This is a genomic window from Streptomyces sp. NPDC012827 (genome assembly GCF_042900905.1).
GTDB lineage: Bacteria > Actinomycetota > Actinomycetes > Streptomycetales > Streptomycetaceae > Streptomyces > Streptomyces gulbargensis.
Window position 1 is genome coordinate 1 of sequence record NZ_JBIBBY010000014.1, and the last position, 22,211, is coordinate 22,211.

The window sequence follows — 22,211 nt, forward strand, 5'->3', positions numbered from 1 at the left end:
CTCCTCGCCCTCCGCGCCACCGCACAAGCCGACCAACACGGCCTCCACCTCACCCTCCCCGACATCTTCAACAACCCCACCATCAACCAACAGGCGTTGGCAGCGGGCTCCGCACGGGCACGGTCCGCCGCGGACGAACCGGTGGGGCCGACGGTGCTGACGCCCTCGCAGTACTGGTTCCTCGGGCAGGACCTGCCCCGGCGCCACCACTGGAACGACGCCTCGTTCCTGCTGTCGCTCCAGCGCCCGCTCGACCCCGCGCTCCTGGCCACCGCCCTGCGCCGGGTCCTCGGCCACCACGACGCCCTGCGGCTGCGGTTCACCCCCGACTCCGGGGCCCGCAACGGCTGGCGCGCCGAGGTGGCGCCGTACGACGAGGAGGCCCCGCTGCCGTTCTCCACGTACGACCTGTCGGACCTGGACAGCCGGGCGCAGAAGCGGCGGAGCGTCGAGATCAGCGACGAGCTGCAGGCGAGCCTGGATCTCGGTCAGGGGCCGCTGCTGCGGATGGCGTACTTCGACATGGGCGACCGGCCGCACTGCGTGCTGTTCCTCGCCCACTGGCTGGCCGTCGACCACTACTCCGGCCGGATCGTCCTGGAGGACCTGCTCGGCTGCTACGCCGGCCTGGAGGCCGGCGGAACGGGTGAGCTCCCGCCGAAGACCTCGTCGTTCCGGGCCTGGACCGAGGGCCTTCAGGAGTACGCGCGCGGTGCGGACGTACGGGCCGAACTCGCACACTGGGCGGCACCGCTGCGCGGCGCGCCCACCCGGGTCCGGGTGGACCACGAGACCGGCCCCAACTCCCTGGAGTCGCTGGAGAACCACACCGTCCGGGTGGACCGGAAGGTGACGGAGGCGCTGGTGCGGCTGCTGCCCCGGAAGGTGAACGCCGACCTGTCCGAGGTGCTGTGCTCGGCGGTGCTGCGCGCGCTGCCGGTGGAGGACGCGCCGGTCCGCCGGGTCCTGGTCGACCTGGAGCGGCACGGCCGCGACCTGCCGGTGCCGGGCCTGAACGTGGGCCGTACGGTCGGACGGTTCTCCACCCTGGTCCCGGTGCTGTTCGAGGCGGACCCGGCCGACGGGCCGGTGGAGGCCCTGCGGCGGGCGGTCGAGCAGGCCCGGTCGCAGCCCGGGCAGGGCGCCGGCCACGGCCTGCTGCGCTATCTGTCGGACGATCCGGCGGCGGCCGCCCTCGCCGGCCTGCCGCGGCCCGAGGTGGGGGTGAACTACCTGGGCCAGGTCGACGAGGTGTTCCTGCGCAGCGATCTGCTGAGCGTGCCGCGCATGGCGTACGGGAAGCAGCGCAGCGAGGAGGGGACCCGCTTCCGGCTGGTCGACGTGATCGGATTCGTGGTCGCCGGCCGGCTCAACCTCACCATCGGTCTGAGCCGCAACCGGCACCGGCCGCAGACCGTGCGCCGGTTCGTGGACGGGCTGGTGGCCGAGCTGACCGAGCTGGCGCGGTGGGCGGCCGAGGAGTGACCCCCGGCCGGTGACACGGCGCGGAGGGGGCCGTCCGACCGGACGGCCCCCTTTGCCGTGCGTGCCCGCCCCGGTCGTCAGCCGCTGTAGAGGAGGGCGAGACCACCGAGGGTGAGGGCGACCATCGCGACGAACAGCGGGACCTGCGGCCACAGGGCCCGTCCCCGGGGCAGGGCGCCGACCGCGGAGTCGTGGGCGGCGATCACTCCGAGGACGTGGCCGGTGACGACGGCGGCGACCTGGACCAGGGACATGACCGTCGGGGACGGCACCGCGTACGTCATGGGCCGGACGCCGCCGTCGTGGACGGAGCCGTGCACGCCGTTGACCAGGAAGACGTCGGTGAAGCGCTGCACCTCGAGGAGGAACACCGAGGCGTAGTGGGCGATCACGTAGCCGATGGAGATGGGGATGAGGGAGGGCGCCATCAGGCGCGTGTTCCAGGTGGCGTCGCGGGCGAGGCGGCGGGCGCCGAGGCCGGAGAGTGCCATGAGGAGCGCCACGAGGAGGGTGACGGCGAGCAGACCGGCGGTCCGGGCGGGTGAGGTCGGCAGGTCCTCGGTGAGCCGCTTCCACCAGCCCAGGTTGGAGACGCTGTCGAAGGCGGTGGCGGCGAGCATCACGCAGACGGTGGCGGTCAGGCCGGGGGTGGGGCGGACGGCGGCGAGTCCGTCGAAGGGGTTGCGCAGGGCGAGCCGCCCGTCGGCGGAGCGGCCGAGCGGTGCGGCGGCGGCGATCAGCGTCGAGTACGCCTCGAAGGCGTCGCCGCGCTCGAACCAGCGGGAGCCGTACAGGGTGGCGGCGGTGAGTTGGACGGCGGCGTACACCCACAGCCAGATGAGGACGGGGACGGCGGAGTCCCGGTCCGGGGAGGCCAGTTCGAGCCAGGCGAAGGCGAGCAGACCGGCGGCGGCGGGCCAGTGGCCGAGCCGCTCGGGCAACGGGCGGAGGCCTTCGCGCGGGTCGGTGCGCAGCAGCAGGCAGAGCAGGTCGTGGGCGGTGCGCAGGGGGTTGAGCAGCCGCCAGACGGGGCCGAACAGGAGGGAGGCGGGGACGAGTCCGACCCAGAAGACGACGAAGAAGGTGCCGAGGCCGAGTGCGCTGCCGCCGTAACCGGTGGTGAGGACGGTGACGGTGAGGACGGCGAGGGCGAGGCCCAGCAGGCGCAGCGTGCGGCGGGTGAGCGGGTGGTCGGCGAGGTCCGTGAGGACGGGGGGCAGGGGGCGGCGGACGCGGCCGGGGACGAAGCGGGGCTCCGTCCAGCGCAGGCGGAGGGCGTCGAAGGAGGCGTAGAGGGCGGTGGTTCCGGCGACGAGGGCGTACGAGAGGGGGATGGGTCCGTCGCGGTGCCCGACGACATGGGCGAGGAGCCGGTCGTCGGAGGCGAAGGCGCCCTGCGCCGTGAGGAGTTCCGGTGCGTGGAGGGAGCCGAGGGCGAGGCCGGTGCCGAGGAGGAGGTCGTGGGGCATGTGCCGACGATGGGCGGGTGGGCCGGCGGGGGCGAGACCGAGGCGGGCGGGCCTTCGACGGGTGCCGGTCCGCCCGCCCGAGGTGGCCGTCCGGGGTGGCCGCGCGGCCGGTCGTTCTGCTCGTCCGGAGTCGGGTCCGCGCCGCGTGCCGGGGGCGGCACGGTAGCCGTATGGAATCGACACGGACGGGGACAGGGACAGAGGCGGGGCCCGGCGCGGAGGACCCGATCGGGAAGGTGCGGGTCGCGGCCTTCGCGGCGGTGGCGATCTATCTCTTCGGGCAGGCCTTCGACACCTACTGGCACGCGAAGAACGTGTCGTTCGTCCCGGAGCCGCCGAGTGCCCTGTGGACCATTCACCTGGGCATCTACCTGGGTGCGGCGATCATTCTCGCGACGGGCGCCCTGGTGGCCTTCCGGGACGGCTTCCGGATCGCCGGGGGGCTCTTCGCCCTGGGGGGCGCGGTGGCGCTCGCCGGCTTCTTCCTCGACATGTGGAAGCACTCCCAGGGCACCTCCGTGGACTTCTACCACGACCTCGTCTGGTATGGCTTCGGCCTGGTGGTGGTGGGTATGGTGCGGATGGAGGCGATGCGTCGCAACAGGCTCGGTGTTCCCCACCGTTCGGACTGACCGAGGACCGTGGTGCTCATGACCGGAGGAACCGCCGGAAAGCTGGGCAAGTTACTGGGACCGCTCGGCGCCGAGGCCCTGACCGTGCTGTGGCGGGCGGGCCGCCCGCTCAGTGTGCGGCAGGTGCAGGAGCGGCTGAACCAGGGCCGGACCGATCCCCTGGCGTACACGACCGTCATGACGGTGCTGAGCCGGCTCGCGGCGCGGAACGTACTGCACCGTTCGGCCGCGGGCCGGGGCTTCATCTACGAGCCGACCGTCGCCGATGTCGCCGAACTCGCGGTACGGGACGTCATCCGCGACCACGGGGAGGCGGCCGTCGCCCACTTCGTCGACCAGTGCAGGACCGAGCCGCAGCTGCGGTCCCGGCTCATGCGGCTGGTGCGCGGGGATTCCGGAACGGGCTGACCCGCCGGGCGACTTCGTCGGTCCGGGGGCGAACAGTACGGGGGATGAGCTGGTGTCGGTGGTGCGCAGCATTCGCGAAAGCCCTGCCTGTCTGGTGGGGCTCCTTCTCTGTCCGGCCCTCACCGCGGCGGTGACCCTGGAGCTGGGGTACGTCGCCGCGGGTCTCGTGCGGGAGGTCCGGCACGGTGGCGGGGCCGGTGCGGCGGGGCTGGTGGACACCCTGGTGATCGGTTGCGCCCTGCTGGTGGTCCTGGTGAGCGCGCTGGCCGGCTGCCGCAGTGTGGTCCGCTGTCTGCTGGCGTCGGCCCGGCTGGCCTCGTGGGTCGCCGAGAACACGGTGCGGCCGTCCGGCAGGCTCCAGCGGATCGCGTGCCGGGTGGCGCCGGGGATGCCGGTGGTGCAGGTCGGCGCCGAGTCCCCGTTCGCGGTGACGTACCGGCTGTGGCGGCCCCGGGTCGCGATCAGTTCGCGGCTGGTGGAGCGCACCTCCGACCCGGAGCTGGCGGCGGTGCTGCGGCACGAGTGGCACCACGCCCGGTGGCGGCATCCGCTGGGCCGCTTGCTGACCGAGGTGGTCTCCTCCACCCTGTGGTTCCTGCCCGCGCTGCGCACCGTGCGGCAGCACTCCACGGTGCGCCAGGAGCTGCTGGCGGACCAGGCCGCGCTGCGGGTGGCGGGCCGCAGCGTTCTCGCGAGCGCGCTGGTGAAGTCGCTGGCGGAGGAGAAGGTGACCGCCGCGGGGACGGCGATGGGCGACGCGGCGGCGCTGGAGGCGCGGGTGCGTCAGCTGGAACACGGCCCGAAGCGGCTCGCCCGGTCCCTGCGGTGCCGGTCCTTGCGGCGTGCGGTCCTGTTGCTGGGCGCGGTGCTCGGGCTGCTCGCGTACGGGGCGGCGGCGGCCGTCCGGCGGGGGCTGTGCGTGCCGCCGTTCTGAGCCGGACCGCGGGTGCCGTCGTTCCGGGGTGACGGCGGGCGGCCGCCGGTGCCGTACGGCACGGTCGTCGTGCGCCGTGCCGTACGGGGTGGCCGGTGGCCGTACCGGTCAAACGCAGTGCTTGTCGGCGACGGCCAGGGCGTCGTCGAGGCGGGCGAGGCCCTCGCGGGCGTCCTCCTCGCTGATGTTGCACGGCGGGGTGATGTTGATCCGGTTGAGGTAGACCATCGCGTTGAGGCCGCGCTGCAGGAAGGCGCCCATGAGTTCGCCGGCCTGCGGGGTGAGCCGGTCGGGCTGCTCGTACCCGACGAACATCTCCCGGGTCTCCTTGTTCCTGACGAGCTCGACGGCCCAGATGGCGCCGATGCCGCGGACCTCGCCGACGCTGGGGTGCCGTTCGGCGATCCGGGCGAGTTCGGGGCCGAAGACCTCCCGGCCGAGCCGGTCGGCGTGGGCGATGACGCCCTCGTCGCGCATCGTGTCGATGGCGGCGACGGCGACGGCGCAGGCCAGGGGGTGCCCGGAGTAGGTGGTGCCCGCCGGGTAGGGCGCGCGGCTGAAGGTGTCCACGATCGCGTCGGAGACGATGACGCCGGAGAGCGGCACATAGCCGGAGTTGACGCCCTTGGCGAAGGTGACGAGGTCGGCGCGGACGTTCCAGTGGTCGGCGGCGAACCAGGCGCCGGTGCGCCCGAAGCCGACCATGATCTCGTCGAGGATCAGCATGATGCCGTACCGGTCGCACAGGGCCCGGACCCCGGCGAGGTAGCCGTCCGGCGGGACCAGCACACCGCTGCTGGTGCCGCCGACCGGTTCGAGGACGATCGCGGCGATGGTCTGCGCGCCCTCCAGGACGATGACCTGCTCCAGGTGCTCCAGGGCCCGGGCGCACTCCTCCTCCTCGGTGCGGGAGTGGAAGGCGGAGCGGTACAGGTACGGGGCGAAGAAGCGGCTGACCCCGGCGGTCCCGGTGTCGTTGCGCCAGCGGCGCGGGTCGCCGGTGAGGTGGATGGCGGTGGCCGTCGCCCCGTGGAAGGAGTGGTAGGCGGAGAGCAGCTTGTGCCGGCCCGTGTGGAGGCGGGCGAGGCGGACGGCGTGTTCGACGGCCTCGGCCCCGCTGTTGGTGAACAGGACGCGGTCGAGGCCCTCGGGGGCGACCTCGGCGATCTTGCGGGCGGCGGTGGAGCGCTGGGCCTCGGAGAAGTGCGGGGCGATCACGCACAGCTTGTCGGCCTGCTCCTTGACGGCGGAGACGAGCCGCGGGTGCTGGTGGCCGAGGTTGGTGTAGACGAGCTGGCTGGCGAAGTCGAGGTACCGGTTGCCGGCGTAGTCCCAGAACCAGGACCCTTCGGCTCCCGCCACGGGGAGCCCGCGGTAGGCGCCCTGCTGCACCCAGCCACGGAAGAGGTGCGCCTGGTCGTCGGCGAGGACGGCTTGTGCGGCTTCGAGGCCGCCGGTGGCGTGCTCTGGTGTCATGGCCAGCACGGTAGGGCGGGGGCGGGCGCCCCCCCAGTCCTGTTCGGACGAGCTGATCGGGCACCTCGGGCGGGCCGCGGCGGTGCGCGGACGGACCGTGTCCGGCGGTGGTCGCCGGGCACGGTCCGTCCGGGCCGTCAGCGTGCGGGGAGGCGGTCGGCCGGTACGAGGCGCAGGGCGGCCGGGTCGGGCCGCGCGGTCAGGCGCCGGTAGAGGGTCGCGCTGTGGGGCCAGTTGTTGGTGAGGGTGCCGTCGGCGGTCTTGAACCAGTTGGTGCAGTCGTCGGTCCAGACCGTGCGCCGGGCTCCCTCGTCGACCCGGCGCTGCCACGCGTCGAGGGCCTCGGGGCGGGCGTCCAGGACGATCCGCCGCCCGCGTGCGCCGTGGTCGGTGAGGAGTTGGACGCATTGGGCGACGTAGGCGGCCTGGGCCTCCAGGGTGAGGGTGACGGAGTTGTGCCCGAGGTTGGTGTTCGGCCCGTACATGAGGAACAGGTTGGGGAAGCCGGGGACGTGGATGCCGAGGTGGGCGCGGGCGCCGTGGCGCCACTGCGCGTCGAGCCGCCGGCCGCCGCTGCCGGTGACCTCCATGGGGGCGAGGAACTCGGTGGTGCGGAAGCCGGTGGCGTGGATGATCGTGTCGGCCTCGCGCAGCGTGCCGTCCCGGGTCTCGATGCCCTTCTCGGTCACCCGGGCGATGGGGTCGGTGACCAGCTCGACGTTCTCCCGGGTGAGGGCGGGGAAGTAGTCGGAGGACAGCACGATCCGTTTGCACCCCACGGCGAAGGACGGGGTGAGCCGGGCCCGCAGCTCCGGGTCGGGGACCTGGGCGGCGAGGTGACGGCGGGCCATGAAGGCGAGGAGGGCGGCCGTCCTGCCGCGCCGCAGGGCAGGCAGGAGCACCGCCTCGGAGCGCCGGAAGAGGAGGCCCCGGTAGGCGCGGTGGGCTCCGGGGAGGGTGCGCAGGGCCGCGGAGAGCAGGGGGTGGAAGCGTTCGCCGGGCTTGGGCAGGACCCAGTTGGGTGAGCGCTGGTACACGTGGAGCCGCCGGACGCGGCCCGCTATCGCGGGGACGAGCTGGGCGGCGCTGGAGCCGGTGCCGATGACGGCGACGTCCCGGCCGGTGAGGTCGTGCCCGTGGTCCCAGCGGGCGGTGTGGAAGGCCGTGCCGGCGAAGCCGTCGAGGCCGGGCAGGTCGGGGTACTTGGGCAGGGACAACTGGCCGACGGCGGTCACGACGGCGTCGGCCGTGTGCTCCTCGCCGGCGGCGGTGCCCAGGATCCATCGCGCGGCGGTGTCGTCGTACCGCAGGCTGGTGATCTCGGTGCCGTAGCGCAGGTGCGGGACGAGTCCGTGGTCGCCGGCGCAGCGGCGGAGGTAGGCGAGGACCTCGGGCTGGCGCGGGTAGCGGACGGTGCTGTCGCGGTAGGGCGCGAAGGAGTACGAGTACAGGTGGGACGGGATGTCGCAGCCGGCGCCCGGGTAGGTGTTGTCGCGCCAGGTGCCGCCGAGGTCGGCGGCCTTCTCGTAGACGGTGAAGGAGTGCAGTCCGCGCCGTTTCAGCTGGACGGCGGCGCCGAGGCCGGCGAGGCCGGCCCCGATCACCGCGACCTGGGTGTGCGGGGCCCTGGGGGTCACGGCCGGGCGGCCCCCGTCCTGCGGTACACCGACACGTGGGCCTGGCTCTCGCCGGTGAACGGGGACTCGTCCCAGCCGCCGTACCGGTGTTCCAGGGTGAGCCCGGCGAGGCGGGCCATGAGGTCGAGTTCGCTGGGCCAGACGTAGCGGAACTGCACGGTGTGGTCGCGGCTGCCGTCGCCGTGGTCGAGCCGGTAGTGGGGCCACATCCGCTGGGTGACCGGGTCGTGGCGGTCGACGCCCAGGTTGAGGCTGTGGTCCTCGCTGCGGGCGACCTCCATGAGCCCGCCGCTGCGCCGGGCGGCCTCGAAGCGGGCGGTGTCGGGGACGAAGCCCTGGACGACGAAGCGCCCGTGCTCGGGCAGGAGCCGGGCGGCGTTGGCCAGGCAGCGGACCTGGTCCTCCTGGGAGGCGAGGCTGTAGAGGGTGTTGAAGACGATGTAGGCGAGGGCGAAGGGGCCTTCGACGTCGAGTTCGGCGAAGTCGCCGGTGACCAGGGTGACCCGGTCGCTGCCGGGCTTGCCCCGCAGCACGTCGAGCATGTCGGGGGAGGCGTCGATGCCGGTGACGTCCACGCCCCGCTCGCTGAGCGGCAGGGCCACCCGGCCGGTGCCCACGCCGAGTTCGAGGACCCGCTTCACGCCGGTGTCGCGGGCGGCGCGGTCCGCGAGGGCGGCGAGGAAGCGGATCGTGTCCTCGGTGTCGTCCTGGAGGCGGACGATCCAGTGGTCGTAGATGTCGGCGAGCTCGTCGCCGTAGCTGGTCGGACCGTAGTTCTCCTGAGTGGCCATGCGGGGAGTCAACCTCCGTCGGTGGGCGGGGGCCAGGTGCGTTCGACCCGGCCTTCGGGGGTGGCCGTCCGGTCAGCCCGCGGCGGTACGGCCGCCGGGCGCGGCGGGGTCCGGCTCGCGTACGGCCTCCATGCGGGCGAACAGCCGGAACGGCAGGGTGGGCGCGCCGGTGAGGTGGGTGCGGTGGATCCGGCCGCCGGTGAACTCGGGCCGGGCGGCGACGGCTTGGCGCAGGGGGCCGTCGTCGGCGCCCCGGAAGTCGTAGACGAGGAGCCGGCCGCCGGGGCGCAGGACGCGGGCGGCCTCGGCGACGGCGCTGGGGACGTCGGACCAGTGGTGCATGCTGAGCGTGGAGACGAGGACGTCGGCGGAGGCGTCGGGCAGGGGGAGGGCGGCGGCGTCCCCGAGGTGGACGGTGACGCGGTCGGTGAGGGCGTGCGCGCGAGCGTTGGCGCGGGCGCGGGCGACCATGGCGGGTGAGACGTCGACGCCGTGGGGGACGAGGTCGGGGCGGGTGCGGGCGATCCGCAGGAGCAGCCGGCCGGGGCCGGTGCCGATGTCGGCGACGACGCCGCCGCGGGGGGCGCCGCGGGAGACGTCGGCGGCGGCGCGGCGGTGGAGTCCGCCGAGGACCCAGCCGGAGAGCCGGTCGTAGGCCTCGCCGCTGATGCCCATGCCGCCGGGGTCCTTCCCGGGGTGGTGCGGGTGGTGGCCGTGGCCGCCGGCGACACGGTGGACCGCGCGGTGGGCGGCGTGGAGGAGGGAGCGCATCGTGGACTTCCGGGGTGAGGGGTCGGGGGTCAGGAGGTCGGGGTCGCGGTAGGCGTCGTCCCGGGCCTCTCAGGGGTACGGCGCCCCGGGCCCGGCCGGGGGCGGGGCCGGGCCCGGGGTGCCGTCGCATCGGCCCGCGCGCGGGGCGCGGGCCGGTGCGGGCCGGGTGGGGCGGGGGCGAGGGCTCCCGCGCCGGGTTCGGGTCCCGCCGGGGCCCGGACCGGTCAGGCCGCCTCGGGCGCGGTTGCCGGGCCGTCGGCCGCGGGTTGCCGGCCGGGGCTGTTGGGCCGGGGCAGCAGGGCGATGAGCGCCACGAGGAGGACGGCGAGCGGCACGCCCCAGGTGAAGACCTCGGGGATGGCGGCCGCGGTGGCCTCCGGGCCGCCGGGTCCGGAGGCGACCTCGCGGGCCAGCAGGTTGCCGAAGAGGGCGACGCCGATGGCCATGCCGAGGCCGCGGATGGACAGGTTGGCGGCGGTGGTGGCCGCCAGGTCAGGGGGCGCTGCGGCGTTCTGGGAGACCACGACGAGGTTCTGCATGAGCAGGCCGAAGCCGAGGCCGAGGACCGCCATCTCGGCCGCCACCAGGAGGTACGGGCTGCCGAGGTCGAGCAGGCTGAGGAGCAGGAAGGCGACGGTGAGCAGGCCCGCCCCGGTGAGGAGGTACGGCTTGAAGCGGCCGCTCGCGCCCGCCTTGCCGCCGGCGATCGCGGAGATGGCGACGAAGGGGATGAAGTACGGGTTGAGCGCGAGTCCGGCCTGGGTGGCGCTCATGTCGTAGGCGGCCTGGAGGAAGGTCGGCATGAAGACGATGGAGCCGTACAGGAGCATGCCGACGACGGCGGTCGCGGGCAGCGCGACGCGCAGGGCCGGGTTGGTGAACAGCCGCAGCGGGAGGAGCGGGTTGCGGGCCCTGCCCTCCCACCACACGAACAGGGCGGCGAGCACCGCGCAGAGCGCGATCAGGCCGAGGATCTGGCCCGATGCCCAGGCGTACTCGCGGCCGCCCCACTCGGTGACGAGGAGGAGGCTGACGACGGCGCCCATGAGGAGCGCCGAGCCGGCGAGGTCGACGGGGGCGCTGGCGGCCGTCTTCGGCAGGCGCAGCGCGTAGGCGCACAGGGCGATGGAGAGCAGGCCGAGCGGGATGTTGATGTAGAAGATCCAGCGCCAGCCGGCGGTGTCGGTGAGGATGCCGCCGGCGAGCGGGCCGCCGACGCTGGCGAGGGCGAAGACGGCGCCGGTGAGGCCCTGGACCTTGCCGCGCAGATGGGTCGGGTACAGCTCGGAGAGCGCGACGGTGGGGATCACGAAGAGGGCGCCGGCGCCGATGCCCTGGAGCACCCGGGCGGCGATGAGCTGCGGCATGGACGTGGCCAGCCCGCACAGCAGCGAGGCGACGGAGAAGAGGACGACGGCGGCGATGAAGACGGAGCGGCGGCCGAAGCGGTCGCTGACGCGTCCGTAGAGGGTGCCGGTGGCGGTGGAGGCGAGGACGTAGGCGGTGACGACCCAGCTGAAGGAGTCGCCGCCGCCGATGTCCGCCGTGATGTCGGGCAGGGCGATGGCGACGACGGTCTGGTCGAGCACGGACAGCAGGATGCCGAGCACGAGGCCGGCGGTGGCCAGGGGGACGTTGCTGTCGTGCGCCGGAGCGGCGGCGGGGGTGGTGCCGGCGGCTCCGGAGGAGGTGCTGTCGGACATGGCGGGTCACGCCCTCCCGGACGCGAAGGGGTTGGGGAGCTTGAAGTCGACGCTGACGAGGTCCTGGTCGATGACGGTGCCGGCGACGGTGCCGCTGGCGGCGGCCGCGACCACGGCGGCGAGCGGGACGGGCACGGTGGCCCGGCGGGCCATGTCACCGGCGGCGTAGACGCCGGGGACGCTCGTCTGGCCGAACTCGTTGACCTCGACGCAGGCGTCGGGGAAGGTGGCGCAGCCGAGCCGCTCGGCGAAGTCGGCGCGCTGGCGCAGGGTGGTCCTGATGAAGGCGGCGTCGCGTTCGAGGGCGGAGCCGTCGGTGAAGACGATGCGGCGCAGGGCGGTGCCCTCGCTCTCGAGGCGGGATATGGGCCGGTCGTGCACGGCGATCCCGTTGGCCTCCAGGACGCTGCGCAGCACGGGTTCGAGTTCGCCTCCGCCGGTGCACAGGGCCATGTCGTCGGTGAAGCGGCTCAGGTGCAGGGCGAGGCGGACGCGCTCCGGTTCGGCGCCGAGGACGGCGATCCGCCGGCCGCTGGCCTCGAAGCCGTGGCAGTACGGGCAGTGGAAGGCGGACTTGCCCCACAGTTCGGCCACGCCGTCGAGGTCGGGCAGTTCGTCGCGCAGGCCGGTGGCGAGCAGGACCCGGCGGGACTCGACGACCGTGCCGTCGTCGAGGACGGCCTCGAAGTGGTCGTCGGCCAGCCGGCGCAGCGAGGTCACCTCGGCGGTGCGGTGCTCGACGGTCGGGTAGGCGGCGAGATCGTCCCGGCCGAGTTCACGCAGGCGCGCGGGGGGCGTCCCGTCGTGGGTGAGGAAGTTGTGCACGGCGTCGGCGGGGGCGTTGCGCCCGTGGCCGCTGTCGGCCAGCAGCACGGTGCGGTGGGCCCGGCCCAGGGTCAGCGCGGCGGACATACCGGCGGGGCCTCCGCCGATGATGATCGCGTCCAGCATGTTCACTCCGCTCGTCCGGTCTTCTCGGTGCGACGCCGTCCGGCCCTCCCGGTGCGACGCCGGTCTCTCTCTTGACCTGGACCCAACTCTGCAAGTTAATGTCAACATGAAGTCAAGGGGTGACGAGGAGTCCATGACCATCGGCGAGCTGGCCGAGCGTTTCCAGCTGCGTCCGCACGTCCTGCGGCACTGGGAGGCGACGGGACTGCTCTCCCCCGCCGAGCGGATCAACGGCCGCCGCTACTACACGGCGGGCCACATCGCCCGGGTGGCGATGATCGTCCGGGGCAAGACGGCGGGCTTCAGCCTGGAGCAGCTGCGTGAGGTGCTCGACGCGCCGGACGCGGGGCACCGCCGGGCCCTGCTGCTGGAACACCACGCCGAGCTGACCCGGCGGATCGGGGAGATCGAGCAGTCGCGGACGCTGATCGAGCACGCCCTGGAGTGCCGGGCCGAGGACTTCACGCAGTGTCCGGGCTTCCGCCGGCTGGTGGATCAGCTCGCGGGCGCTCCCGAGGACCTTCCTCCCGTCCGGCGGCACGGAGCGGGCGCCCCAGGGAACTGATCCAGGGGCGCCCGGCGCGTGCGGGGGGCGGCTCAGCCGATCCCGGTGATCCCGGAGAAGCGGACGGCCATCCGCTCCGGCCCGCGCAGGATGACGTGCGGGCGGTACTCCAGGGACTCCGGTACGAGCTCGGGGTCCCGGACCCGGTCGACGAAGGTCCGCAGCGCCACGGCGGCCTCCAGCTTGCCCAGGTTGGCGCCCAGGCAGCGGTGCGGGCCGCTGGAGAACGACAGGTGGTCCAGGCGCTTGCCGACGGGCCGGGTGATGTCGAAGCGGTCGGGGTCGGGGAAGACCTCGGGGTCCCGGTTGGCGGCGGCGGCCAGCAGCAGGACGTCGGTGTCGGCGGGGATCTCCAGGCCGTCCAGGACGATGCGTTCCTTGGTCATCCGGTGCAGCATCTGCACGGACGGCTCGAACCGCAGGATCTCCTCCACCGCCGGGTAGGCCAGCGACGGGTCCTCGCGGAGCATCGCCATCTGGTCGGGGTGGCGCAGCAGGGTCAGGATGCCGTGGGTGATCAGGTTGGCGGTGGTCTCGTGCCCCGCCATCACGAGCAGCGCGAGCGTGGCGAGCAGCTCGGTCTCGGTGAGCCGGTCGCCGGCGGCCTCGGCCCGGACCAGGCTGGGCAGCAGTCCGTCGCCCTTCGCTCCCCCGGCGGCGATGAGGTCGCGGAAGTACTGGTAGAAGGCGGCCCGGGTCTCGGTGTCCTCCTTGTCGATCTCCGGGGTGCGGTTGGCGGCCATCATCGGGTCCAGGGCGCGGCCCAGCACCGTCGACCAGGCACCGAAGATTTTGTGGTCCTCGGGCGGCACACCGAGCATCTCGCAGATCACGCGGACCGGCACGGGGTACGAGTAGACGCTCGGGATGTCGACCGGGGAGCCCGCCTCGGCCACCTGCCGGATCAGGTCGTCCACGATCTCCCGGATCCGCACCTCCAGGTTCTGCACCATCCTCGGGGTGAACGCCTGGGTGACCAGACCCCGCAGCCGGGTGTGGTCCGGCGGGTCGAGGAAGGTCATGACCTCCTTGCGGGACTCCACGGCGTCGGTGCTGAGGATCTTGGAGCGGCTTCGGTCGGCGCTGGCGGCGGGGTGGCGCAGCAGCGCGTCGACGTCCTTGTGCCGGGCCAGGACCAGCAGCGCGCCGTCCATGACCGTGAAGGGCGAGGCCTCCCGCATCCCGTGGAGCAGGGGGTACGGGTCGGGGCGGTTCGCCGGGTCGAAGTAGGCGGCCAGCTGTTCTTCCGGCGACTGCGCCGGGCTCGTCTGCGTCTGCGTCATGGCCCCGAGGGTGCGGCCCGCCGGCCGGGCGGGGCGAGCCGCCGTCGCCGTGGTCGTTCGGGCACCTCACGTGCACACCCCAAAGGGGACTCCCCGGCGGCCGGCGGCGGCTCCAGGGTTACCGTCCATGGGATCCGTTCCGCTCCGTTCCGCGCCGACCACCGCCTCCGCCGGACTGCCCCGGGGCCCCGCCTACGACCCGTGGCGGACCTGGCGGAGCCGCGAGGGTGCCGAGGGCATCGTCGCGGCGGGAATCCTGGCGGCCAACGCCCGTAACGTACAGCCCTGGCGGTTCGTCCTGGAGGACGGGCCGGCCGTGCGGGTGTACGCCGATCCGGATCGCCGGCAGGGGGCGCTCGACCCCTTCGACCGGGAGCTGTACGTCGGTCTGGGCTGCGCCCTGGAGAACATGGTGCTGGCCGGCCGGGCCCGGGGGTACGCGCCCCGGGTGCTGCTCCGCCCGGACACCGGCGACCCCGCGCACGCGGCGACCGTCCTGCTGGAGCCGGGGGAGGCCGGCGCCGGGACGGACGAGCTGTACGAGGCGATTCCGTACCGCCGCACCAATCGGGGCCCGTTCCGGCCCGAGCCGCTGCCCGAGGCGCTGCTGAAGGAGATCGCCGCCCTCGGCGAGGGTGACCTGGCCGCGCCGGCGCTGCGCTGGTTCGCCGGCCCGGCCGAGCGCGACCGGGTGGCGGCGCAACTGGCGGCGGCGACGGAGGAGATCGTCGCCGACGAGGAGCAGTCGCTGGCCGGGCACCGCTGGTTCCGCGGCAGCGACCGGGAGGTGGACCGCAGCCGGGACGGCATGACCGTGGACACCCAGGGCATGCCGCCGCTGATGAGCGCCCTCGGCAAGCGGCTGCCGGCGCCCCCGCGCCGGGTCGCCGACCGGTTCTGGCTGCGGCGGACGCGGCAGGTGCACCTGCCGACGGCCGCGGCCTTCGGGATGGTCACCGTCCCGGACGCCACCCGGGCGGAGGACCGGCTGGAGGGCGGCCGGCTGCTCCAGCGCGTTCATCTCTTCGCCACGGCCCGGGGCCTGGCGGTCGGTCACCTCAACATGATGACCGTCCGTGCCGACCGGGAGCGCGAGCTGGGGCTGCCGCCCCGGTTCGGGCGGATCCTCGCCGACCTGGTCGGCGACCCCGGGCGGCAGGCACTCGTCACCTTCCGCATCGGGCGCCCCGCGCAGCCCGCCGTCGCGAGCCCCCGGCGGCCCGTGGCGGCGGTCCTGGACCGGGGAGCACGGCACTGACCCCCGGGGCGGGGCCCCGGCCCCGGCCCGGGACACGCGGCGCGGGCCGCGGGGCGGCACGCCCGGCATTCCCCGCACACACCCACCGTCCGGCGGCCCCGCCGCGCCGCCGTCTGCCGAGGAGGCGTAACACCACATGTACGACGCGATAGTCGTCGGTGCCCGGTGCGCGGGAGCCACCACAGCGATGCTGCTGGCCCGGGCAGGCCACCGGGTGCTGCTGCTGGACCGGGCCCGGTTCCCCAGCGACACCATGTCGACCCACTACGTGCACCAGCCCACCATCGCGCGGCTGGCCCGCTGGGGGCTGCTCGACCGGCTGACCGCCACCGGCTGCCCGCCGCTCGACGTGGCCCGCTGGACCCTGGAGGACGTCACGATCACCGGGTGCGCACCCCCGGTGGACGGCATCCGGACGGCCTACGGGCCGCGCCGGTTCGTCCTGGACTCGCTCCTCGTGGACGCGGCCCGCGAGGCCGGTGCCGAGATGCGGGAGGCGACCAACGTGACCGAACTCCTGGAGGAGGACGGCCGCGTGGCGGGCGTGCGGGCCCGCGGTGAGAACGGGGTGGAGTTCACCGCCCGGGCCCGGGTGGTGATCGGCGCCGACGGGGTGGACTCGATGGTCGCCCGCGCGGTGCGCGCCCGGAAGTACGAGGAGGCTCCCAATCTGAACTGCCTCTACTACACGTACTGGGGCGGCATGAAGGCCGACTACGAGGTGTACGTCGCGGGCCGGCGCGCGATCGGTGTCGTGCCGACCCACGACGACGCGGTCATGGTCGGCATCCAGTGGCCGCGCTCCGAGTTCGACCTGGTGCGCCGGGACGTGGAGGGCGCCTACCGTACGGCTCTGGAGGCGACGGCCCCCGAACTGGCCGAGCGGGTACGGGGCGCGGAGCGCACGGCCCGGTTCACCGGGACCGGCAGGCTGCCGAACTTCTTCCGGCAGGCGAGCGGTCCCGGCTGGGCGCTGGTCGGTGACTCCGGCTTCCACAAGGATCCGGTGGGCGCCTTCGGCATCAGTGACGCCGTCCGCCACGCCGAACTGCTTGCCGGGCTGCTCGCGCCGGCGCTGGGCGGCGAGGTGCCGCTGGAGCGGGCGCTCGACGACTACGCGGTGCGGCGCGACGAGGACGCGATGCCCGAGTACTTCTTCAACCTGCAGGCGGCCCAGCTGGATCCGATGCCGGAACTGCTGGACATCCTGCGGGTGATCTCCGGCGAGCAGGAGCAGGTGGACCGGTTCTTCGGTCTGATCGCCGGTCTCTACACCTGGGACACCTTCTTCACCCCCGAGCTGATCGAGCGCGCAGGCGCCGGGAGGACCGCATGACCGAGACGACCGCCCACGAGTCCGCACGGCTGATCCGGCGGCTGTACGCGGAGGTGTACAACGCGCACCGGCTGGACCGGATGCCGGAGTTCTACGCGCCGGACATCCTCAACCACGGCGGCCAGGGCGAGGTGGGCGTGGACAGCCTGCGCGCCCGGGTGGGGATGATGTTCACCGCGTTCTCCGACGCGGTGGCCGAGATCGAGCACCTCGTCGCGCAGAACGACCGGGTGCTGGTGTTCCTGCACTGGACCGGTCATCTCAGCGGCTCGGACGAGGAGTTGTCGCTGCGTACGGCCAATCTGTACCGGGTCGCGGACGGGCGGATCGCCGAGCACTGGAGCGTGGTGGACCAGTCGGGTCTGACCCGGTTCGGCATGCCGGCCGGGGACCAGACGCAGCCGGTGGGGAAGCCGGACTGGACCGCCTCCGCCACCGAGGAGGCGAACATGCGGCTGGTGCTGACGGTCTGGGAGGAGCTGATGCGGCAGCACCGGCTGGACCGGGCCGACCTGTACTACCGGCAGGACTACATCCAGCACAATCCCTTCGCGGCGGAGTCGGGGAAGGGCCTGAGCGGCATGAAGGACTTCTTCGCCGGCCTGTTCGCCGTGGCGCCCGACCTGACGGGCGAGATCACGCAGATGATCGCCGAGGACGACCGGGTCGCGGTCTTCTGCGTGTGGCGCGGCCACGAGGCCGCCACCGGCCGTGAGGTGAAACTGCACACCGCCGATCTGCTGCGGATCGAGGACGGACTGATCGCGGAGCACTGGGACGTCATGGACTACGCGGCGGTCGCGCAGTTCGGGGTGCCCCAGGGCGGCTGAGCGTCCTCGGAGCGGTACGGGAAGGGCCCCGGGGACGGTTCCCCGGGGCCCTCCTCGTGGCGCGGGCCGGTCAGCGGCGTGCGGTGACCGTGACGGGCAGCCGGGCGAGCCGGCGCTGCATGAACAGCGGCAGCCATTCGGGGGCGTCGACGGCCTCGGAGGTGAAGTCGGCCGGCCAGGTGGCCAGGGCCTCCATCATCAGCGTGCCCTGCCGTTTGGCGAGCGCGGCGCCCAGGCAGTAGTGCAGGCCGTGCCCGAGGGCGAGGTGGGGGGTGCCGTCGCGGGTGATGTCGAAGCGGTCCGGGTCCGGGTGGACGGCCGGGTCGCGGTTGGCGGCGCCGAGGAAGGTGAGCACCCGGGATCCGGCGGGGATGATCCGGCCGCTCAGCTCGATGTCCTCCCCGGTCCAGCGCCCGCCGCCCGCGGTGGCCAGTTGCAGCGGGCTCTCGTACCGCATGACCTCCTCTGCGGCGCTCGCGGCGAGTTCGGGTCGGGCGCGCAGCAGGGCGAGCTGGTCGGGGTGGCGCAGCAGGGTGAGGACGGCGCTCGCGGTGAAGGCCACCAGCGTCTCGTGGCCGGAGATGAAGACCAGGATGGCGTTGGCGTGGAGTTCGGCGCGGCTCATCAGGCCCTCGCGCTCGGCCGCGACGAGGGAGGAGAACAGGTCGTCGCGCGGGTCGGCGCGGCGCCGCTCGGCGATGTCGCCGAGGTAGGCGTCGAAGGCCTCGAAGGCCTCCACGGCCCGTTCGATGGAGCCGGGGTCGGCGGGGATGTCGGCGGCCGGGGACATCGCCTGCCCCCAGTCCTTGAGGAGCGGCAGGTCGGCCCGGGGCACGCCGAGGAGGTCGCCGATGGCCTGGAGCGACACGGGGAAGGCCAGGTCGTCGACCACCTCCAGGCCGCCGCGGCGCAGCGCCTCGGCGAGGATCCGGTCGGCGCCCTCGCGGGCCTGGGCGAGGACGCCGTGGAGCCGAGGGGAGGCGAAGGGACGCCGGGTGAGGTTGCGCAGCCGGGTGTGGTCGGGCGGGTCCTGGAAGAGGAGGGTGCGCTCCATGGAGCGCAGGGACTCGGGGACCATGACGGCGAGCAGTTCGGCCACCGGGTCCGGCGGCCGGAGCCCGAGGCGGGGGTCGGCGAGGACGGCGGCCGCGTCGGCGTGGTGACTGACCACGTAGGAGTCCAGGTAGTCCCAGTAGACGGGGCCGCCGTGGTCGCGGACGCGCGCGTACTCGGGGTAGGGGTCGGCGCGGAACGCGTCCCGGTAGGGGTCGAAGTCCTTCAGGTGCGGGACGGCTCGGTCGCCGGTGAGGGGCTCGTGCTCGGTGGTCATGGGGTTCCTTCCGTGCCGGTCAGCTCCGCGAGGGCGTCGCCGGGCAGCCGGCCGAGCAGGGACAGCAGGTTGTCGGGGGCGAAGAACCGCTCGGCGGGCACGGTTCCGGCGATGACGCCGAAGAACCGGTCGGCCTCCTCGCGGTGTTCGGCGAGCACGCGGACCAGCTGGCGGGTCATGGGGTCGAACTCGAAGCTCGCCGCCTCGCAGGTGAAGTCGTAGAGGAGCGCGGAGGCGGCGTTGCGGGCGCGTTCGTACGCGGACAGCGCCGTGTCCCAGTCGGCCGTACCGGAGCGGTGGGCGCGGATCGCCTCCGCGAGGAGTTCGGCGTCGCGCCAGGCGTCGCTGATGCCCTGTCCGGTGAGCGGGTCCTTGTGGTAGCCGGCGTCGCCGACGAGGGCCCAGCCGGGGCCGTAGGGGCGGCGGTAGAAGTTGTCGAGGGCGGCGCTGCCCCGGAACCGCTCGACCCGTTCGGCGCCCGCGAGTTCGGCGGCCAGGCTCGGCGCGGCCTCCTCGACGGCCTTGAGGTAGTGGCGCTCGATGTCGGAGCGGTAGGTGGGGAAGAAATCGCGCGGGCGGGCGGCCTGCACCAGGTAGGCGTCGTCGTGGGTGGGGATGACGCCGATCTGTTTGTCGCCCTCCAGGAACACCTCGTTGCGGTGCCGGCGTCCGGCCGGCAGACCGCGCCAGTAGGTGTAGTAGACGACGGTCAGCGGCGGCCTGGCGTGGTACGCGGGGGCGCCGGCGAGCCGGGCGACGGTCGAGTCGCGCCCGTCGGCGCCGACCACGACCGGGGCGCGCAGGGTGCGGGGCGGGCCGCCCTCGCTCTGGTAGCGGACGCCGGTGACCGTGCCGTCGTCGCTCCGCAGGAGGGAGCGGACGGTGCAGCGTTCGCGCACCTCCGCGCCGGCCTCGCGGGCGGCGTCGACCAGCAGGGCGTCGAGGACGGTACGGCGCGGGGCGAGGGCGAAGCCGATGGCGCCGTCCGGCGGGGCGAAGCCCCGGACCGCGGTGTCGCCGAACCACCACAGGGCCTCGGTGACCGGGGGGCAGCCCGTCGCGGTGAGCCGGTCGAGCAGCCCCCAGCGGGCGAGCCTGGCCAGGCCGCTCGGCTGGATGTAGTGCGTGGAGACGGTGTCGCGGGGGAACGCCGCCCGGTCCAGGACGACCACCCGGAGCCCCGAGCGGGCCAGGAGCATCGCCAGCGGGGACCCGGCGCAGCGGGCTCCGACGACTATCACGTCGTACATACGACCTCCGCGGGGGTTCTGGGGCGCGACCGCCCCGGTGCGGAGGCTCGGCGAGCGCGCGCGGGAGCGGCTCGGCGGGGGCCGGCGCCCCGGACAGCAAAGCCGCCGCTCCCCCGGCTCGCATCGCCCCAAGGGGGTGACCGGTCGGGCGGGCCCATCGGTCAGGCCCGGCAGCCGCTCCCTGCGGGGCGCAGATCCACCGCCCTGACGGCCCTGTGCGCGGGCGGGCGGGGAACGGCAGGTTGGGGCCGTCCGACCCGCGTCGGGACGGCCGGGGCCCGGTGGCCCCGGTGGAGCGCGCCGAACGCCACCACGAGGAGCGTGGGCCATGGCCCTGGACACCAGCAGGTTCGAGCAGATCCGGGAAGTCGCCGGCAGCCGCAGGGAGGAGGACGTGTTCGACTTCGCCCGGCGCCAGGAGGGCGGGATCGGAGGTCTTCTGGACGACATCTTCGCCAACATGCCCGAGGCGTTCCGCGCGGACCGGGCGAAGGGCCAGGAGGCGTCCTTCCAGTACGAGATCAGGACCCCGGACGGGGTGCACGAGTACTTCGTGAAGGTGGCCGACGGAACCTGCGAGACGGGCCGGGGCCGTACGGAGGCGCCGAAGCTGACGACCTCGGTCGCGCTGCCGGTGTTCCTGAAGCTGCTGACCGGGCGGCTCAACGGCATGCAGGCCTTCCTCGGCGGCAAGGTCAAACTGTCCGGCAACACGCTGTACGCGGCGAAGCTGGAGCACTGGTTCGCCCGCCCGTCCTGACCGTCCCGCCGTCCGCCAGGACCGAAGCAGAGACCCGATCAGGAGGGCCACGATGAAGCTCGGCATCGCACTGCCCACGGTGGGGCCGCCCGGCCGGCGCCGCTACGTCCTCGAGGTCGCCACGGCCGCGGACCGGATGGGCTTCGACTCGGTGTGGGTGAGCAGCCACGTCGCGCTGCCCCGCCGGCGGGAGAGCACCTGTCTGTACCCGCGCGCGAAGACGGCGGACGCCTACAACTGGGGCGTCGCCTGGCTGGAGCCCATCGCGGTGATGGGCCTGGTCGCCGGGGCCACCGAACGCGTCCGGATCGGCACGCACGTGCTGGCCCTGCCGTACCGCAACCCGGTGATCCTCGCCTCCGAACTGGCCTCGCTGGACCAGCTGTCGCTGGGCCGGATCGTGCTCGGCGCCGGTATCGGCTGGATGGACGAGGAGTTCCGCACCGTCGGGGTGCCGCGCCGTGAGCGGGGCGTGCGCACCGACGAGGCGATCGAGGTGATGCGGACGCTGTGGGGGTCGCGCAGGCCGACCTCCTTCCACGGCCGCTTCACCGATTTCGACGACATGTGGCTGGCGTCCCGGCCGCACACCGAGAAGGGGCCGCCGGTGTACGTCGGCGGCAACACCGATGCCGCGCTGCGCCGGGTGGCCCGCCTCGGTGAGGGCTGGCTGGCCCACGAGCTGTACCCGGAGGAGATCCCGCCGGCCCGGGAGACGCTCGCCCGGTTCGCCGAGGAGGCCGGGCGCGACCCCGGGGAGATCGAGCTGACCGTACGCCGGGCGCTCGTCCCGCCGTTCGAGGTCATGGACTTCATGTCGGACCGGGTCAGCATCCGCGGCACGGCCGAGGAGGTGGCCGAGCAGCTGGACGCGTACCGCAGGGTCGGTGTCTCGCTGACCGTGCTGGACCTGTCGATGCGCCCCGCCGAGATCGTCGAGGCCATGGAGTGGCTGGTCAAGGACGTCCTGCCGCTGCTGTGACCGGGCGGCGCCCCCGGCTCCTCCCGCCGTACCCCACGCATGACCGCACCGTCCCACCCGTCCCCGCACGCCTTACGGAGAGACAGATGACCGCCTCGGACCCGACCGTCACCACCCCGGACGAGCGCCGCGCGCAGATCAAGGACCTCGTCTGCGACATCCTGGAGATCGACCCGGCCGAACTCACCCCGACCAGCCTCTTCAAGGAGGAGCACGGCGCCGACTCGCTGCGCGCGATCGAGATCCTCGCCGCCCTGGAGCGCACCTTCGGCATCACGATCGAGCAGGCCGACATGAGCCGCATGGTCAACCTCGAAGGTGTCGAGGCGGTCGTGGACCAGGCGCTCGCGGCCCGGTGAC

General features: G+C 73.9%; 21 protein-coding genes. 11 read left to right on the forward strand and 10 right to left on the reverse strand.

What is annotated here, in order from left to right; genetic code table 11:
• Positions 1-1,485: condensation domain-containing protein (locus tag ACFY60_RS27535; protein WP_388616127.1), on the forward strand; the 1,485-nt coding region annotated here is incomplete at its 5' end.
• 77 nt (positions 1,486-1,562) lie between these two features.
• Here the strand turns inward: ACFY60_RS27535 and ACFY60_RS27540 are convergent.
• The gene (locus tag ACFY60_RS27540; RefSeq protein WP_388616129.1) at positions 1,563-2,954 is read right to left on the reverse strand and encodes a hypothetical protein; all 1,392 of its coding nucleotides are present in this window, start codon (positions 2,952-2,954) and stop codon (positions 1,563-1,565) included.
• 170 nt (positions 2,955-3,124) lie between these two features.
• On the opposite strand from ACFY60_RS27540, the gene ACFY60_RS27545 reads away from it, so the two are divergent.
• From ACFY60_RS27545 to ACFY60_RS27555, 3 genes are read left to right on the forward strand one after another with little or no spacing between them, the layout of a single operon-like run.
• Entirely contained in the window at positions 3,125-3,586 is a 462-nt protein-coding gene (locus ACFY60_RS27545; RefSeq protein ID WP_388616131.1) for a hypothetical protein, read from the forward strand.
• 18 nt (positions 3,587-3,604) lie between these two features.
• Positions 3,605-3,994: a BlaI/MecI/CopY family transcriptional regulator gene (locus ACFY60_RS27550; protein WP_388616134.1), complete on the forward strand. Its 390-nt coding sequence runs from the start codon at positions 3,605-3,607 to the stop codon at positions 3,992-3,994.
• Between the two features lie 58 nt (positions 3,995-4,052).
• A complete protein-coding gene (locus ACFY60_RS27555) occupies positions 4,053-4,928 on the forward strand; it encodes a M56 family metallopeptidase (protein WP_388616136.1) in 876 nt (291 codons plus the stop codon).
• Between the two features lie 108 nt (positions 4,929-5,036).
• Here the strand turns inward: ACFY60_RS27555 and ACFY60_RS27560 are convergent, their stop codons facing one another.
• The 6 genes from ACFY60_RS27560 to ACFY60_RS27585 form a co-directional block, all read right to left on the reverse strand.
• Positions 5,037-6,404, reverse strand: coding sequence for an aspartate aminotransferase family protein (locus ACFY60_RS27560; protein ID WP_388616139.1), 1,368 nt, complete (start codon positions 6,402-6,404; stop codon positions 5,037-5,039).
• Between the two features lie 137 nt (positions 6,405-6,541).
• Entirely contained in the window at positions 6,542-8,041 is a 1,500-nt protein-coding gene (locus tag ACFY60_RS27565) for a flavin-containing monooxygenase (RefSeq protein ID WP_388616141.1), read from the reverse strand.
• Positions 8,038-8,832, reverse strand: a complete 795-nt coding sequence (locus tag ACFY60_RS27570) for a class I SAM-dependent methyltransferase (RefSeq protein WP_309056789.1) — start codon at positions 8,830-8,832, stop codon at positions 8,038-8,040. Before ACFY60_RS27570 ends, ACFY60_RS27565 begins: the two co-directional genes overlap by 4 nt.
• 72 nt (positions 8,833-8,904) lie before the next feature.
• Entirely contained in the window at positions 8,905-9,603 is a 699-nt protein-coding gene (locus tag ACFY60_RS27575) for a class I SAM-dependent methyltransferase (RefSeq protein WP_388616145.1), read from the reverse strand.
• 224 nt (positions 9,604-9,827) lie between these two features.
• Positions 9,828-11,306 carry an MDR family MFS transporter gene (locus tag ACFY60_RS27580; protein WP_388616148.1) on the reverse strand — a complete coding sequence of 493 codons (1,479 nt, stop codon included), beginning with the start codon at positions 11,304-11,306 and terminating at the stop codon, positions 9,828-9,830.
• Positions 11,307-11,312: 6 nt separating this feature from the next.
• Complete coding sequence (locus ACFY60_RS27585; RefSeq protein ID WP_388616151.1) at positions 11,313-12,257, reverse strand: NAD(P)/FAD-dependent oxidoreductase; 945 nt, start codon at positions 12,255-12,257, stop codon at positions 11,313-11,315.
• Between the two features lie 106 nt (positions 12,258-12,363).
• Between ACFY60_RS27585 and ACFY60_RS27590 the strand changes: the two genes are divergently transcribed.
• Complete coding sequence (locus tag ACFY60_RS27590) at positions 12,364-12,822, forward strand: MerR family transcriptional regulator (protein ID WP_388616154.1); 459 nt, start codon at positions 12,364-12,366, stop codon at positions 12,820-12,822.
• Positions 12,823-12,854: 32 nt separating this feature from the next.
• Here the strand turns inward: ACFY60_RS27590 and ACFY60_RS27595 are convergent, their stop codons facing one another.
• Positions 12,855-14,105 carry a cytochrome P450 gene (locus ACFY60_RS27595; protein WP_388616157.1) on the reverse strand — a complete coding sequence of 417 codons (1,251 nt, stop codon included), beginning with the start codon at positions 14,103-14,105 and terminating at the stop codon, positions 12,855-12,857.
• 127 nt (positions 14,106-14,232) lie between these two features.
• On the opposite strand from ACFY60_RS27595, the gene ACFY60_RS27600 reads away from it, so the two are divergent.
• The 3 genes from ACFY60_RS27600 to ACFY60_RS27610 all read left to right on the forward strand — a co-directional run bounded on the left by ACFY60_RS27600 (position 14,233) and on the right by ACFY60_RS27610 (position 17,529).
• Positions 14,233-15,363: a hypothetical protein gene (locus ACFY60_RS27600; RefSeq protein WP_388616159.1), complete on the forward strand. Its 1,131-nt coding sequence runs from the start codon at positions 14,233-14,235 to the stop codon at positions 15,361-15,363.
• A 136-nt stretch (positions 15,364-15,499) separates the two neighbouring features.
• Complete coding sequence (locus ACFY60_RS27605) at positions 15,500-16,699, forward strand: NAD(P)/FAD-dependent oxidoreductase (protein WP_388616162.1); 1,200 nt, start codon at positions 15,500-15,502, stop codon at positions 16,697-16,699.
• The gene (locus ACFY60_RS27610; protein WP_309055006.1) at positions 16,696-17,529 is read left to right on the forward strand and encodes an ester cyclase family protein; all 834 of its coding nucleotides are present in this window, start codon (positions 16,696-16,698) and stop codon (positions 17,527-17,529) included. Before ACFY60_RS27605 ends, ACFY60_RS27610 begins: the two co-directional genes overlap by 4 nt.
• 70 nt (positions 17,530-17,599) lie before the next feature.
• Here the strand turns inward: ACFY60_RS27610 and ACFY60_RS27615 are convergent, their stop codons facing one another.
• Both ACFY60_RS27615 and ACFY60_RS27620 read right to left on the reverse strand, forming a co-directional pair.
• Positions 17,600-18,859 (reverse strand): cytochrome P450, encoded by a 1,260-nt coding sequence (locus tag ACFY60_RS27615; protein WP_388616166.1) that lies wholly within the window; start codon positions 18,857-18,859, stop codon positions 17,600-17,602.
• A complete protein-coding gene (locus ACFY60_RS27620) occupies positions 18,856-20,109 on the reverse strand; it encodes an NAD(P)/FAD-dependent oxidoreductase (protein ID WP_388616168.1) in 1,254 nt (417 codons plus the stop codon). The genes ACFY60_RS27615 and ACFY60_RS27620 overlap by 4 nt, the downstream gene beginning before the upstream one ends.
• Positions 20,110-20,437: 328 nt before the next feature.
• Here ACFY60_RS27620 and ACFY60_RS27625 point away from each other — a divergent pair, with 328 nt between their 5' ends.
• From ACFY60_RS27625 to ACFY60_RS27635, 3 genes are all read left to right on the forward strand, one after another.
• Positions 20,438-20,869: an SCP2 sterol-binding domain-containing protein gene (locus ACFY60_RS27625; RefSeq protein ID WP_309051355.1), complete on the forward strand. Its 432-nt coding sequence runs from the start codon at positions 20,438-20,440 to the stop codon at positions 20,867-20,869.
• Between the two features lie 52 nt (positions 20,870-20,921).
• Positions 20,922-21,851 carry a TIGR03619 family F420-dependent LLM class oxidoreductase gene (locus tag ACFY60_RS27630; protein WP_309051356.1) on the forward strand — a complete coding sequence of 310 codons (930 nt, stop codon included), beginning with the start codon at positions 20,922-20,924 and terminating at the stop codon, positions 21,849-21,851.
• Between the two features lie 86 nt (positions 21,852-21,937).
• Positions 21,938-22,210: an acyl carrier protein gene (locus ACFY60_RS27635; RefSeq protein WP_309051357.1), complete on the forward strand. Its 273-nt coding sequence runs from the start codon at positions 21,938-21,940 to the stop codon at positions 22,208-22,210.
• The last annotated feature ends 1 nt before the right edge of the window (position 22,211 follow it).